This window comes from Tenacibaculum jejuense, from assembly GCF_900198195.1.
Lineage (GTDB): Bacteria > Bacteroidota > Bacteroidia > Flavobacteriales > Flavobacteriaceae > Polaribacter > Polaribacter jejuensis.
This window is the reverse complement of record NZ_LT899436.1, coordinates 820,296-837,637: the sequence shown is the minus strand read 5'-3', so window position 1 is coordinate 837,637 and position 17,342 is coordinate 820,296. Positions and strand designations below refer to the sequence as shown.

General features: G+C 31.4%; 4 protein-coding genes. All 4 read right to left on the bottom strand.

The window, feature by feature from the left end:
* Position 1: 1 nt before the first annotated feature.
* The 4 genes from AQ1685_RS03825 to AQ1685_RS03810 are packed head-to-tail and all read right to left on the bottom strand — an operon-like array spanning position 2 to position 17,342.
* Entirely contained in the window at positions 2-8,785 is an 8,784-nt protein-coding gene (locus AQ1685_RS03825) for an ADP-ribosyltransferase (RefSeq protein WP_095069617.1), read from the bottom strand.
* 1 nt (position 8,786) lies between these two features.
* Positions 8,787-10,157, bottom strand: a complete 1,371-nt coding sequence (locus AQ1685_RS03820; RefSeq protein WP_095069615.1) for a PKD domain-containing protein — start codon at positions 10,155-10,157, stop codon at positions 8,787-8,789.
* 6 nt (positions 10,158-10,163) lie between these two features.
* Complete coding sequence (locus AQ1685_RS03815) at positions 10,164-15,242, bottom strand: T9SS type A sorting domain-containing protein (protein WP_095069613.1); 5,079 nt, start codon at positions 15,240-15,242, stop codon at positions 10,164-10,166.
* Between the two features lie 3 nt (positions 15,243-15,245).
* A complete protein-coding gene (locus AQ1685_RS03810) occupies positions 15,246-17,342 on the bottom strand; it encodes a fibronectin type III domain-containing protein (RefSeq protein ID WP_157730079.1) in 2,097 nt (698 codons plus the stop codon).

The window sequence follows — 17,342 nt, the reverse complement described above, 5'->3', positions numbered from 1 at the left end:
TTTATAAATCTTCAAGTGTGATGTAAACTAACTTCTTTAAGTTTTTATCAATTGTCGTCCTGAACTTTGTCACTTTAAATTTTTGTCCATTTTGATATAATACTTCTCTTTCATTCATTGTATAAGAAAATGTAGGACCATGTCCAGACGCATTCTCTATATCGAAACCATTTTTACTTTTAACTGTAAATATTACTCTTACCTTTCCTTCAGACGTTTGATTTGTTGAGAAATTTTCAGCAGTGAAATCATCCTTACTTGTAGACATATATCCTTTTTCTTCATGAGGAGTTTTATTTTTATATGCCTTCTTATATTTATCTAATAATGATTTTTCAACTCTAGCTCCTCTGTAAGTTGTTTGACTATATTTTGGGAATTTATTTAATGTCTTTTTAAGTACATTATCAAACACTTCAAGTTCATCTGTCATTGGCTCAATACCTCTTAGTGCTTTGTTTAAAGATTCATAACCATAAGATCGTGAATAATGATAAACAGCTGTAAGTTCTTCTAGGGATAAACTTGGATATTTTTCTTTTAACTTAACTCTTCTCTTAATTACCTCAGACCACGAGTGTAACGCTTCTTCTCCTTTTAAGAATTTTAAGAAGTTAGCATCCATTTTTTGAGAACCATTAAACTGATTCATTAATACCCAACTATCAATTAAATCAGGATCTTTTACAATGGCGTTAATAGTATTTTCAGGTGCACTTTTTAAATCTTTAATTAAAGCTTCTCCTATTTTAGGCTCAAGAGATTCTACCTTTGAAATTATTACATTAATTTCTTTGTATACATTTACTTTAAGACCAGTGAAAATTTTTCTAGTTTCTGTTCTAAGAAGATATTCTGGTTTGGTAAAAACTATTTGAACTTCATCTGTTCTATCTACTATGAAAATTGGTTCCCCTGTAAAACCATTCCTTTTAGCTAGTTTTCCTGAAGGTGTTTCAAAAGCAGCTTTTTCACGACCTAAGTGTAAGTTATTTAAATACTCTTGTAGGTTGGTAGATTTTCCTCCTTCGTAGTAGTTAGTCTCTATCCAAACTGCCTTAAATTCTTTTGGCTCGTGTTTTTGAATTACTAGTCTGAAAACTTCTGATGTTATTCCTTGTCTTTGTAAATAACTAGCTAATTTGATGTCTAAACCTAACTCACCTATTTTTGATATTTCATAGTCTCCGAATACTTCTTTTTCTCCTCCTACATAAACAACATCAAATGATTCATCAACCATTTCGATACGTTCCCATAGTTTATTTTCTTTACCCCTAGGTGTTAGTTTCCATTTTTTATATCCACCTACAGCACTTAAAATTTTATAAACCTCTTTTAAATCTGGTATGGTTAATACAAATGGCTCTCCTTTATGAATATCATATATACTTTTCCAAGCCTCTATTAATTCAGGATTTTCTGAGATTTCTTTTAAAAGTTCTTTACTAAGATTAGAAAAATCATCAATAAAATCTTCTAGCGTTTTTTGATTAAATTCAAGCTCTTTAACTTTTTCTTTTACTCCGTTTGAGTTTTCTCCAAATACTTTAATTATCGCATCTGAATCTGAACTTCCATCTAGTTTTCCTAATTCAATAGGAGTCCCTTTTCCTGGAGTTGTATTAGGTGGGATTTCTCCTAAATCACTTCGCGCTCCTCTATGATATCTTTGAAATGGTGTATCGTGAACAATTACTCCGTCTGGATATAACTTTACCACTCCATGAGAAGCATAAAAAGGAACATCTGTAAGCTTTGATATTTCTAAGGCAGCTTCATGAGAATTACATGATAGGATACGAACTTTTTGATTTGCTGGAACTTGATCTAACACTCTTGCTAAAGCTAAAGCTGATAATGTTTTCTCTTGTCCTTCTACATTCATTATAAACTCACCTTTAGCATTAGAATGAATGATAATATCGATGATATCATCGTTATTAGTTCCTAAATTAAAATCTAATAAGTCTAAGTTTTTAGGGAATATTCCAGAATTATCCTCTAAAATCTTTTTAATTTTATTTTGAACATCACTAGTAGTTGCAAAACTTCTTATACGAGGTAATTTATTTAACTCTTTTGGTACAGGATAGAATGTTCCTATTTTTCCATCTGAATTTAATTTAAATCTGATTTCAATTTTTCCGTCTTTTGAAAAACCATATAAGAGTTGAGAGTTTGGAACATTGTGATCTGGTACTGGACCGTGATTATTCTGTATCGCATGAATAGCATTCTCTAGAATTTCATCATCCGACATAGTGTCTGGGAAAAATGTAGAAAGTCCTCCTACTTTTTGACCTTTACCAACACCTTTGTGATACATTAATTTCCCCGTAACTTTCACGTACTCTTTCCCTTCAGAATATAAGATAGGAACTCCTTGATACACTCCATTAGCATCTCCTTTTCTATTTTCTATAGCGTAATCTCCTCCGTATTTCTCTATATAATCTTTTAATGACTTTTCTGTATGAACACCTATAAACCCTTCTAATTCGTACTCTTTATTATTGAAAGTTTTATTTACTTTTCTGAATTGCCCTGGATTATGAACTACTCTTGTGATGTGTTGTGATACATTATTAACTTTAGTCGTAACATCATCTATTTGAACAAAATTTGGATTGACAGAGCTAACTCCTCCATCAACTTCCTTGATTTTAACTGTCCAAATATTTGTTTCCGTTGACAATTTCTTGTCTACTACTTCGTAGAGTACATTTCTATCAGTTAGAACTTCAAATTCATCTGGATTTATATCCATTAAACTTGCTCCTGTTTTAGATTTTAATTCTAAAATTACATTACTACGATGTATTTGCCTAAAGTCTTCTGCTACGCCATACTCTGTAGAAAATGATTTATAAGCTCCTTCAAAATCAAAACGCTCACCTACATTAAGTGCTAGAATTTTTGAGGCTTCTTCCCTTTGTAAACCTCTATAAATTGTATTTGTATTTTTAGGTAACTTTGAATAACCTGTACCTAAAGACTCCAATAATGGTTCTAAAAATAACCTCCACTCTTCATCAACTTGTTTACCTATTGAAAAGTCATATATATAGCCATTGAATGAATCTTTATAATATACAAATGATGCTTCTTCTTGAATAGTCAATCCATATTTCTCTAATTTTCTCAATGATGGATTACTAACTAAATTATCATAGATATTCTTGAATGTTCCTTGCTTTAAAAGTGCTTCTAATTTTGAATCGATATTTCCTCCTAACTGAACAAAATTACTAAGATGTTCACTAGTTGGTGCCTTTGGTGACTGAGCTGACTTTTGTTTTACAGTTCCATCTTTTTGTTTTGTAAAATCTTTCCATTCACCAACTGGTTTATTAGATTCTCTTGGCACAGTTGTAACACCTCCATCTGAGTGAATTCTCACGATATCATCAACTGCTCTTACTGTGTAACCTTCTGGTAAAAGTCTTGCAAAATCTTTCGCTAAATCTATATTTGCACAAGTTAATAACCTGAAGTTTTTTACATTCTTATAAGCCTTATCATTCTTTATATAATCTACTAAGTTTGAAGCTTCGAGTTCATTAATCCCATTAGGAAGATCTAAAACAAATTTATTTTTAGAACCATGAACAACAATATCTATAAATCCATCATTATTTATCTTATTTAGCTCTATTAAAGCATTCGCTATTTTTTCTTTAGAAACTAAATTTGCGTCTACAACAGATTTGTATGTAATATTTAATTTTTCAAGTCCTAATTGATCTACTTTAGCAATAGCTTCTCTAACTTTTGCAGCTTTGAAACCTGGAAAATCTCTTAAATATTTAATTTCATTTTCTAAAATTTCTTTAGTAACATCAATTTGTTCCTTAGTTATAGCTGATAAATCAAACTCCTTGTTTAAAATTCTCTCGGCAAAATTATTTACGTTTTCAACTTGATTGTTCGTTGACTTTAAAACATCTTTATGAATTACATCTCTTAAAACAACATCAGACTTAATTACATCTACTAATTTTTCTTGAGTACTTAACCTTGTCATTTTTTTAGATAAGCCACCCAAACTTGCTATACCAGAAACTAAACTTAAATGATTTGAAAACTCCGTAAGTGTCGGGTCTGTTTCTTTAAAAGCAGTTCCTACCATACTAGAAACAGAACTTACCTTATCTGCATAGTATACAAACTTCCCGAATGTATTCAATGAAGCTACACCTCCACTTGGTAAAAATGCAAGTAAATCTATTGTTGTTATTATAATATCTGACTTGGTAGTTAACCTGTCAGTTTCACTGGCATAATGTAATGTAAAAGCAGGAATGAAAAGTGCTTGAGGATTTCCCTGCTCATCTTTAGCTGTAAATGATTTTAATAAATTATTCTTAGATATATTAATGAATGATACTAGTTGAAATGGTGTTAGATCTTCATTTTTTAATGTCGTACTATTGAATAATCCCCATTTAACTTTTTGTCTAACATTTATTAAATCTTGATCTGTTATTTTAGTATCTACACTCTTGTATAAATCTTCTTCATCATAAATAGTTATTCCTCCTACTCCTTGAGCTGTAGCTTCTATATCACTCCAACCTCTTCTAAAAATATTCTGATAATCATTTTCATATGTAAAGAAACTATCATGTAATGACTTTAAATCTTTAAAAGTCATTGATGTTAAGAGTTCAGGATTAATATTCTCTTGCAATTGTTTTACAAAGTACTCTTTAGACCCTAAAAATATTTGCCCTATAGATCTTACAATACTTTGTCTATTATCTTCTCCTACAACAAAGATTTTATCTTCTACATTTTCAAATAGTGCTCGCCACACAGGTAATGAATCTTTTTTAGTGTGTACAGCATTATTTGTTTGTACAGACCAAGTATAATTTACCTGTTCATTTTCTAAATATTTTAAAGTTTCAGTGTATGAATTCTTATTCTTGCTAATTGCTTGAAGTAACCTAGCGATTTGTATTTCTTTTTCGTCTGGTATCTCTCCTCCACTATTCGATGTTGATAGTATCTTTTTAATAGCTATAAGTTGCTTTTTTACTGGAAGATCTCTTAGTTCAAATTCACTAGCTCTAAGAATACACTCATATAATTCGTGCTTATTTTTATTCTCGAAATCTTCACTTAAACAAGCGATATTAGCTTCTGCTTCTTTTTTAACAAACTCAAATAATTCAATTAAAAACTGCTGATAAAAGTCATATAGTTCATCATTTGATTCTGTTAGTCTTAAATATTTTTTCCAAGTATTATATTTTTCACTTGGAATTGAGTCTAATGGTATATTTTCTTTATCCCATTTACCAGGATTAAAAGATATTTTGGTTTCAAAGCCTAATAAATCCCAATTATTGAAAAACTTTGTGAATTCCCTGAAAATCTCAGGATACCTATTATATATTTCTGCTATCTTAATAATTAAGAAAACTTCTCTTCTTTCATTATGAGCTATTGTGTAGCTTTCTCTTCCTGAATTTGATAATAAATCTTTAAACCATTGTTGTTCATCACTATTGTAATACCCACTTAATAACTTAATTTCTCGATCGGTTACTTTAATCTGTCCCTCCCCCAAAATTTTAGTCGGATTTACATATTTTATGGCTTTAACAGATTTTAAATCGTTGAATAAACCTAAATTTTGAAGATCATCTGAAAGGATGCTTAAAATCGGTTTATCTTGACCTGTATATTCAGTTATTTTTTTGTTTTTAAATTTGTAATTCTTCCAATGACCATTATCAAAATCTGGGGTTCCATATGGTAGTCCAACGACAAAAGAGTAGTCATCTTTTATATCTGGCTTTTTGTACTCAAAATCTGAATATCCTAAAAACTCATCATTTATAATTGTGGCACTATACTTTTTCTCTTGTGTCTGTCCTTGAGCGTCTTTAAACTTTTTCTTGAAGCCAATTAGAGTACCTGCGACTACGTTATTATAGGTATCGTTAGAAATTCCATGAAAAAATATAGGCCTGTATTCTTGTGATAAAATAATTCGCTCTCCAGATGGAGTTAAGTAACCATAATAATATTTATCATTATGTTTCTTTTCATTAATAGATAAAGCTATAGGCATCGTTGTAGACACACTTTGTCCATCATTATCTTTATCAAAAATACCTAAACGTAACTTCGGATTATGGATTTCTTTCCAGTGAACATATGGTATTTTTTCTCCTTTCCCATAATCTAACAACCAATTTGTCTCTTGCTCGTTATAACCATAGCTTTTGATAGAAAACGGATGTTTTAATTGGAATGCTCCGTGCCCTAATTCGTGAGCAACTGTTCTTTCATCAGCTCCGTTGTTCATGTAAATATAACCGAACTGTCTACCTAAGGGCATTAAACCTTTTTCTTCTTTTGTTGAAGGCTTCTTACTTGTAAGAATTAAATAATATGCACTTTGATTAAAATCATTTCTACGTTTCAGCTCTTTATTAATTGCTCTTTGTTGTTCTGTATATTGAGCTGCAAAACCACTTTCTCCACTATCTATAACATCATCAGGAACTACATTTGCTATAACATCTGTAAAATCGTTAATTTCTTTGATGTTTAGTTTTACTAATGCGCTTTGGTAAATGTTTTGAAGTTTTTCTTTTATCTTTTGTGTGTTACTATCAGACGCATTTACTAAAACTACATCTACTTCTTTTATTTTTGCTTGATATTGAATAAATGCTCCTGCTACTTCATATTTATCACCTTGTTTAATTAATGCTTGAGATTCTACATCTGCATCTGTGTAAATTCCTTTTAACTCAAGAGTATAAGAAGTAGCTGTGCTATCTATTTTTTGTATAGCTATTCCATCTTTAGTTTTAAATATGATGTCTTGAGGCTTTATAGAAGTATCTGAAATATTAAGTTCAGCTATAATTTTTTCTGTTTGCCCATTAGCTACAGCTTTATACGGAATAAAATAATCATCATTTAATTTTTTGTATAAATCTTTTGTTCCATCACTCTTCTTTTCATGTGCATCAAAACCATATAATGCTTCTGAAGCCTGTTTAAAAGTTACCACAACACCTTTAGCTGTAATCGCTGTTGCTTCACCTTGATTGTTTACTCCATTTGTATTTTCTGTATTCGTAGCGCCTCCTTCAGCAACTTCTCCAGATTGAGTTACATTTCCTTCTTCATCAACACTCCAAGTTTGCCCATCACTTCCTGTAATTAATTGATCTTCTCCTCCTGGAAGTTCAACAATTTCTCCATTGGTTCCAATGACAATAATATCTCCATTAGGATCCACTTGTACATCTTGTATTACAAAATCTACTGTAGTTGAACCAGACGCACCTTCCCCACCATTAAAAGCGTCATTAACGTCGCTTACTCCTCCCCAAGTAGGATCGTAAGTTGTTTTAATTACACCTTCTACTAATTGATAATCTTCATTTATTTTTATAGAAGAAAATGTAACTGCAATTTTTGTATCTGCTAAATAAGGAACTACAATAAATCCTTTTCCAGAGTACACTCCGTTTCCTCCTCTAATTTGCTTTACAGTTACAGGAAAATCTCCAGCAGTAAAGGTTTCATTGATTCCTATATTTTTTAATGGTTCTAAATTTTGAATATCAATTTCAGGAATAATTCCACAGTTGTAAGTTGCCTCTTCCTCTTTACTTGGCATAGTAAACTGGCTAATTGTACTGTAAGAAAATGCTTGTTGCGGATCATTTAATTCATTACACGATCCTCCAACTCTAAACAAATACGTTTTTCCTTCTTTTAAATTTGAAATTTGTGCTTGATTGTTGAATGTGTAAACATCAAACCACTCTGCATCTGGTATATCTTCTCTTTTGTATTGAAGATGAAATTTTTTATGATCAAAACTTCCTTGCCATGTAATTTTTACTCCTTTGCTATTTAATGCTTCTGATAAGATAAAAGAAGGTGCATCACACTTATTTGTATATGTGAAATAAAAGATTTCGCTAAATCCATCATTTTTGAAAACAGAATTTTCTGTAATTCCTGTTAATGACTTTGCTTTTACACGCCATCCATACAGTTTTTTAGGTAATAAAACTGGCTTACTAATATCATAGAGTAAAGTTGTATTTCGTAGTGTTTCAGTGTAATAATTAGGCGATGCTAAAAAAGCAGCTTGTGGATCTATATTTCTATCCCATATTTCTCTTAATTCAAAATCATAGCTAACATTTGTTGCATTAACATGTCTTGGTGTCCATTGGAAAATTATATTCATTGGATCTTTAGCTACCAATTGATCTCCTTTAAATGGTAAGTTTAGAAATGGAGGATCATTTAAGATTAAGAAAACATCTGAACAACCAGCAGATGGATTATTTATTTGTTGGTTGGTAATTACGTCTATAACTTCCCAACAAATTGAATATACGCCTTCAGGTAATGGTTTATTATAATCTTGAGGAGAAATTCCAGATAAATTATTCAATTGAAAAAATGCTCCCAGCTCTAAATTTGTAAACTGTTGTAAAACTCCTCCATTTAAAATTATTTGAGGAGCACCAGACACAACTTCTCTTGATCTAATATCTAATCCATTTCCTCGTATTCTTAATTTTAAACGAACTTGTCTATTATTTAAAACAACATCGGTTAATAATATATTTAAACGAAACTTAACGTTTGTTGCAGTAGTATAATCACTTAGTTTTGTTGAAAATGGTGGCAATACAGTTTGCGTAACTTGTACAGGGTATCGCTGCGCATTTAAGGAAATACAACATAAAAAAATGCTTAGTTTTATAAAGAGGTTGATTACTTTTTTCATCTTAGGGCAATTTTTGAATTTTTATATCACAAACCATATAAGAATCATTTCCATTCGCTACAAATTCTTTAATTTTTATAGCTCCTTTTCTACCATCTTCTGTTTGAAACAATACAATTCTAGGTATTGTTGTAGCATCGAAATGCAATGATCCTTGTGATGTTGTTGTTATGGTTAAATTTTGTAAAGGTTGATCGTTTACCATAGTATCGAATTGACTTTCTGAAAAGTTAATTCCGCAGTTACAATTCTCTAAGGAATTGATAATTTTAGTTTCTGTAGCATTTGGAATTGCTACAAATCCGTTTGTTGCTACTTCTGTAGGACTAATGAACTTATTAAAACTAAAAGAACTATTTAAACCTAAAAAGGCGATATCGATCTTACTTCCATTCTCAGCTGTAACTTCATTTGCTTTTAAAGTTTTTCTTAATTCACTTGAAAAGAAAGCTCCTTTTGTATTTGTATTATGAGCAATGTTAATTCCTAACTCTATGTTTTCAAAAGTTCTAAGGTTTGTATTTGGTATAACTGTAATTAATTTGGTCTCAGTTTTTGTCTCTTTTCCGTTTGAAGCTTCTAATTTTATGGCGTGGGTACCTGGAGAAGAAAATAGTACTTTAGGATTTTCTTCTGTGCTTGTTGCTGGTATTCCTCCTGTGAATGTCCATGAATAAGTAAGTGCACTAGTTGATTTATTATTTAAAGTAATATTTACCGGTGCTTGAGCATCATCATCGAAACGATCAAGTTCCCAATCAAAATCTACTTTTAATTCAGGTAATACTTCTATCGTTTTTGTTTTCTCTACAGTTTCAAATCCGTTAGAAACTTTTACTTGAATTGTGTGTTCTCCAACTTCCCTAAAAACAATATTCTGTGGATTTCTTTCTGATGAACTATTGGGTAATCCTCTTTCGAAAGTCCATTCATATGTTAGGTTATCTCCAATGGTTTGGTTGTTAATTTCAACAGTTACTGGAGAAAAATTATTTTCTATAATATTTGTTGAAAAGTTAATATCAATAGCTTCTAAAACTGCTATTTGCTTTTCGAATATATCTTCTTCTCCATCTACATTTGTTGCTTTTAGAGTTATGGTATAGGTACCAGGCTCATTGTAAATTATGGTTTGCGGATTTCTTTCTGATGATGCTGTTATATTTCCACCTTCAAAAGTCCATTCAAACTGATCTGCTCCTTCTGTTTTATTAGATACTTTAATCGCTACAGGTACAGATTTATCTCCATTCACATAAGAAACATCAAATGATGAATTTACAGTAATTGCTGTTTCTTTGTAACACGACACTAGTAGTATAGATAGCAAAATGAATACTGAAAATTTTAATTTAAGGGATGTGGTTTTCATAATTTCTTAATTAACAATCATTCGTTTTACTTGTGTTTGCTTTGGTGTTTCTAACACAACTATATACATCCCTGAAGACATAGAAACATTAAATTGAGTTTGATGTTCATCGAGTAATGCTTCCATTTCTCGTTTTTTCATTAGCTCTCCTTGAATATTAAATATTCGAATTGCTATTTTACTTGGGTCTGCTAATTTTACATAGGTTTCAAAAACTCCAGAATTTGGATTAGGAGATATCGTAAACGACTCGATAAATGGAGGTGGATTATCACCTTCGTCTATAATTTGATTCGCTTCTTCTATAACAATTGTTTTATAGGTTGCTTGCGAGCATTCCCCTTGCTTTGAAATTAATCCGATTTCATAATTTTTAACTTCGGTAAACTTCACAACTATTGAGTTTGCTCTTTCTTCTACAACTACTGTATTTTCTGGTAAAATCCATTCAAAAGATTCTGGATCGTGATCACTTCCATTAAAAATTACTACTTCTTCATTAACATAAGCTTGTGAAGACATAATTAATTCTGCATCTATATTCAAATCTCTGTATGTGACAATTACCGTATCTGAAGCAACACAGCCATTTTCAGAAATCGCAGTAATTGTATACGTTCCTTCCCTTGTTATTTCTACTTCCGATTGATCACTAGAAAAACCATTATCTGATGTCCATTCATATTTTGCATTTGCATCTTCAATTGCTCCATTTAAAAGATATGATTGTCCGTTACATAAAACTTTATCCTCTCCTAAATCGATCGTGATTTCCTCAGGATCATTTAATGTAAATTCTACAACTGCATTACAGCCGTTTGCATCTTTTAATGTGAAAATATAGTTTCCAGCTGTTAAATTTGATAATGAAGTTGTTGTTTCACCTGAACCCCAAGCATAAGTATATGGTGTAACACCTCCAGAAATTTGTAATGAAATTTCTCCATCATTGCCTTTAAAACAACTTGGATCATTCTTTACTAATGTATCAATTACAATACCTCCAGGTGGACTTAATGTAATATTGCCAGTTGCTTGACAACCTCTTGCATCTGTAACGAAAACAACATAATTTGTTGCAATTAACCCTGTCGCTGTTGGTGTAGTTTGCTGGTTTGACCATTCAATCGTATACGGAGGAATTCCTCCAAAAATTTCTACTGTAGCGGTTCCATCATTTCCTGCATCACATGAAATTTCTGTAGCTGTTAGGGCTACAGTAAGTAATTCAGGTTCTTCAAAAGTAAATAACTCATCCGTTGGACTAATTAAATTTAAACTACTGTATTCTCCTATAACAATACCTCTACTATCTTCAACATTTAACGCATAGTTTCCATCTGATATATTTGAAAGGATCGCATTATTTACTCCTAAATCTTCGTAAACTCCTGCACTATTTTCTTTTTTCCAAATGTATTTATATGGAGCTCCTGTTGTAAATGGTAAACCTCCAGTTACTACTACTTTTAAAGCTCCATCTGAAAAAGGATTGTTAAACGTATTATTTTGATTACAAGATATTGTTGTTTCTACACTAATAGTTGCTTCTATAGGATCGTAAAGATTAAACTCTTCATCTAAGCGAGTACAACCATTCTTGGTCGTAGCTATAGTGTAATTTGCATCTTCAATAGTTAAAAAGTAATTTCCTTTAGGAATTCCATTTAAAATTATTTCAAATTTATTATTAATGAATTGAGCTGTAGTTTGTGCATTTAACAAATTTCCAGATTCATCTTGCCAGTAATATGTATATGTTCCAGAAGTTGTAGGTGTACCTCCTTCTATTTCAGCTTTTATCCAACCATCACTAGCATCTTTTGTAGATGGCGTAGCAAATTCTGAAAAAGTAATACTGATAGGTTGCTTGGGTTCTTCTATTAAAACTTCAATGTCTACATTACAATCTCTAGCATCTTTAACTCTTAATTTGTATGTTCCTTTTGCCAAATCACTTATAAAAGAAGTTGTTCTGCCATCTTCCCATTCATATGTGTATGGTGCTGTTCCGCCTTTTACTACAGCTTCTGCCCAACCATCGCTTCCTCCAATACAATAAGCATGCTGTAATTTAATTGCTACTTCTAATAATTCTGGCTCTTTAATCTCTTGAATAATATCTTTTTCTTGAACTAAGACATTGTTTTGATATTCTCCTAATACTATTCCGTTAGCATCCTTAATGTTTACAGCATAGTTTCCTTCACCTAAACCAGAAGCAATATTGGTAGTTTGCGATGTTAATTCTGTCCAAACACCAGGACTTGTTTCTTTTTTCCACGTGTAAAAATAAGATAGTCCACTATTTTGTGTAGGCTGTAATTTTATTCCTCCTGAAGCAAATACTTCTAATTCTCCATCTGAAAAAGGATCTCCGTAAATATTACTTCCATTACATGAAATTGGATTATTTATTCTTATGAAAGCTTGTAATGGTTCTGGATCGTCTAATGCATATGTACTTTCAATTATTGTACAGTTGGGTTTATCGATAGCTAAAGGATAATTTTTATCTTGGATAGTTAAATTATAAATACCTTCTCCTAACCCTGTTAATCTGAGTACATATCCTGCACTTGTTACTGTTGAAGTAACACTAGCTTGTAAATCATTTCCTGAACTATCTTTCCAAATAAAAGTATATTCTCCTGAATCTAGAGGAGTTCCTCCTGTTACTGTTGCTTCTATCCATCCATTAGTGGCTCCTGCAAAAGTTGGTTCAAAAAACTGATAATCAATTTTTAGAGGATTATCTGGCTGTTCTATCTGAATTGTTTCTTGAGCTTGACATCCTTTTTCATCTGTTACAGTAATGGTATAACTTCCTGCTGTTAAATTATCAATATCTTCAACATCTTTGTTATTACTCCATTTTATTGTATAATTTCCAGTTCCTCCATTTATGGTAACATCTATAGCTCCATCTGTTCCATTATGACAAAATACATCTTGCTTGGTATAGCTTATAGTTAATAAATCTGGAGGAGTTAAATTAAAAGTTGCATCCTGAGCTGTATCTAAGACATTATTGATGTATGTTCCAACAATTACTCCATTTTTATCTTTGATATTTACAGCATATTCGCCTTCTTCTCTGTTAGATAGTATATTTCCATTTTCACCTGTGATAATTTGATAATTTCCAGAAGCATCTTTTTTCTTCCATGTATATTCATACTCATATTTACCATCAATTAAAGGATTAAATTTAATTCCTCCCATTGCTATGGCCTCTAATTCACCATCATCTGCAGTATTTCCAAATGTATTTGAAGGATTACATGAAATTGGATTTGTTCTACGAATAGTAACAGTTAATTGTTCTGGCTCTGTTAACTTATTTGTTGCGTTTATTACTGTACATCCATTTTTATTGGTTGCAGCACTATGATTTGCATCTGTAACAGTTAAGGAATAATTTCCATCTATACCATTTTGTAATGTTACAAACCACCCTTCTTCTCCTGCAACGGTTTCTTCTGTAAAATTGGTCCAATTGGTAACAATTCCATTTTTTTCGTGTGTCCAAGTATAATTATATCTATTTCCTGAAAGTGGTGTACCTCCTGTTATATGTGCTACAATTTGTCCGTCAGAAAACCCAAATCCAGTAGGTTCCTTTTTAAACGTAAAATCTACTTTTAATGCTTTATCTGGTTGTTTAACTTCTATCTCTTTTTCTGATATAGCTCCAAGTCCAACAATCGCCCCACTCGAATTCCTAATCACATCTTTAGCTTCACAACCGTTAATATCTCGTATTCTAACTTTATACTTTCCTTCAATTAGATTTCCTATGGTTTGAGTCGCTTGATAAGAAGGCCAACTTCCTGTATTAGTAAAGTTTTGCCAATCACTTTCTTGAATTGGACTAGTATCATTTACATTTTTAAAAACGTATTGAAATCTACCACTTCTTCCTCCATTTGCTGTAATTCTTACTTCTCCATCGTTACCATTATAACAGAAAACATCTGTTTTATCTACTGAAAATTCAATGGGATTTGGATTATATAAAGTCACATTTGTATAATGCTGACTTCCGCCAATAAACGTATTAAAACCTCTGTAAAAACCAAATAAGTCAATCTTATAACTTCCTGCTTTTAAACCAGTGATGAGTATTGAATTGTCTGGATCAAAATCTGCTCGCGTTAAGTTTACATATGTTCCTGGGAAATTACCATTTGTACTTGTAATACTTAATTGTTCTCCATTTTCTAATTGTCGATCTAATCTTAATCTAACAGTACCATCATTTCCATCATAACATTTTGGATTACTTGGAGTTCTTGATAAGATGTGAGGTGCTGAAGGTATTATATCATAGAATACAACATTTTCTGATGTGTTAGGATTTCGCCTTCTGGTAGTTATTCCACAAGTACGGACTCTAAAATAAATTCGTTTACCAATAACATCTGGTCCTAAGAATCTTGACGGCTGAACTGATATTACTCTTCTGCCTTGTTGATTAACAACTATTCCTACGTTTGGTACGCTTAGCCAATTTCTTCTTCTAGGTGTTCCTGTTTCTACTATCTGGTATTCCCAATTATAAAGAGAGCTACTAAACCTAGGACTATTATTAAAATTAATAGCTACTCTAAAAGGATCATCATATCCTACTGTTGTATTGGTAGGTTGATCTATGTAAATTAATGGTTTTGAACTGTAATTAAATTGAAAACTAGGGTTTAAACCACTATGCCTGTAAATATGAAATCCATTTCTTAAACATCCATTAGTAATTGGAAGATAAGCTGCAAACTCCGCATCACCTGTACTACTGTAATTGATAAAACCTGTAATTCTGATACCAATTGGTTGCTTATCTCTAACTACATTATAATTAAAACCTGGTTCATTATAATCGTCTCTAATTTGTCTGTCATAAACAGACTCTTCACTACCATCAGAAAACCGAATCCTAACATGAACATTAGATGAAGTTCTATTTTTCACGTTTCTAGTAACCCTCAACTTAAGATCATCTATTCTAATTCTATAGCGTTGTCTTGCTTGAGTATATCCTTCTAGTATTGATAATAAAAGTATTGTGATTATTGCTATCTTTTTCATCCTTTAAAACTTTACTTCTATAGTTTTGACTTTTGAAAACTCACCGTTTACTAACGATGCTCTTATATGATAGATGTAAGTTTCATTTGGACTTACTTCTTTATCTATTACCTTTTTTATAGTACTGGGTAAAACACGCCAAGTACTCGGTTTTTCTTCCTTTAATTGTTTGTAGATTGTATATTCTGAAACTTTATCTTCATTTGCTCTCCAAAAAACTTCGATTTGATTTGTTTCTCTGTTTACTATATAGTTTAATCCTTTCACTACTGAAGAAACTTCCTTGTATTCTGCCTGAATTGTTAACGGTGAAGACGGTTTTGATTTTAAACCTGCTTTATCAATAGCCTGAATATAATATCTATACGTATGATTATTTTGTAGTTGTTTATCTGTAAATTCTTGAATTGTATCTTTAGTTTTTAAAATGGTTTTCCATTCAGAATTTTCAGTCAAATCTTTTCTTATGAGCTCGTGAGTTACTTCTCCTTCTTCAGAAGATCGAATCCAATTTAATTTTATCACTCCATCTTCAACTAAATAATCTGAAAAAACTGGTGAGGTTGGTGGAACTACATCTGGCTTTTCTAATACCAATATTGTTGATTTTTCAGAATGATTAAATCTTTTATCTACTGCAACTACCTGATAATAGACTTTAGAGTTTAAACTCTTTACTTCTACTGAATCTGTAAATGAATTATTTTCAAATGGTGTTTCTGTAATTTGTGAAGGTTCTTCTTTCTCTGTAAAACCTCTAAATATTCTATACCCAAGTAAATCTCTTTCTTCATTTTGTTTCCATGTAAATCGAACAACTCCTAAACTATCAATCTTTCCTTCTAAACCTATTGGTGCAACTGGAGGGATTGTATCTACCGGTTGAACTAATGTTGAAAAAGAACTTTTCTGTTGCTTTTGATTTTTGCCAACTGCTTTAACTTTTATATAATTAGAAGCTGTTAATTCATTAACCAAATATTTACGCTGATTTGGTAATATATTATCCGCTCCAACTCTATACGGTCCGTCGTCTTTATTTGCCACAAGTAATTGGAATTTCTGAATAATAGGTTCTCCTTCTTTCGGAAAATCCCAAAAAATTTCAGCTTCATTAGGATTATCAGTTAGTTTAACGTCGATAATTCTAGGTGTATATGGTAAAATTGGACTTCCTTTTCCCGATATTATTTTAGAGTATTCTCCTTTTTCACCAAAAGATGTACGACCATTTACTCGATAATAATAAGTTTTATCATTAGTTGCTAATGAATCAATGTAAAACATTCGTTTTGCAGGAGCATTAGGTTTATCGTTTAAATTTACAATAGGCTCTTTGCTTAATGGTTTAAAATTAATTCCATCTTCGGAACGTTCTAAATTATAAGACGTATATATTCTTTTGAATAATTCGTATTCCCATGTAATAACAACATTTTTATCTCCAAAAATCCCTCTTAAATCTATCGGAGCTGGTAAAGGTTCGTAATTTTTAATAGAAACTATGGTAGCTGTTCCTTTAATTGAACTTTTATCTGAAGTTATTGCTGGCTTTATTCTATAAACGTACTTTTCGTTTATTTTCACTTCTGTATCTACATAACCCCAACCCGCTTTCTTAGCTGCATCGAAATTTGCATCTGCCGCCAATAATGAAAAAGAGAAACGCTGTGTGATTTCATTAGATAAGTTGTAAATATCGGCTAATTGCGTACTTTTTCCTCCACTAACATAAAAGCTATCTCCAAAAATAGCTTGTGCTATCACTGCAGCATTATTATCATTATTAACCATTTCTTCCCAAGTTTCTATTGGATCAGCTTTTATTGTTTTTTGCCAAACTTTTTCAATAGAAGCTAAACGTTTTCCGTCTCTTGCTAATACATATTTCTCTAAAATAAAACCTGTTTTATTTGTTGATCTCCATGCACTTGGTGTGCTAGCAGCCCATCTTAACAAAACTTTATCTTTTTGTGCTCTTGAAATAATTTGTATTGTAGGTTCTACCTCGTTTGTTTTTTCTTGTCCAAAAACAAAACTTATAGTCAATAAAGTTATTAAGAGTATTAAATTGCTCTTTTTATATGATATACTGTTCAT

Excerpts from the sequence above, each read along its gene's own strand:
- AQ1685_RS03825 (WP_095069617.1), bottom strand. The coding sequence starts at position 8,785 with ATGAAAAAAGTAATCAACCTCTTTATAAAACTAAGCATTTTTTTATGT.
- AQ1685_RS03820 (WP_095069615.1), bottom strand. The coding sequence starts at position 10,157 with ATGAAAACCACATCCCTTAAATTAAAATTTTCAGTATTCATTTTGCTA.
- AQ1685_RS03815 (WP_095069613.1), bottom strand. The coding sequence starts at position 15,242 with ATGAAAAAGATAGCAATAATCACAATACTTTTATTATCAATACTAGAA.
- AQ1685_RS03810 (WP_157730079.1), bottom strand. The coding sequence starts at position 17,342 with ATGAACAGTATATCATATAAAAAGAGCAATTTAATACTCTTAATAACT.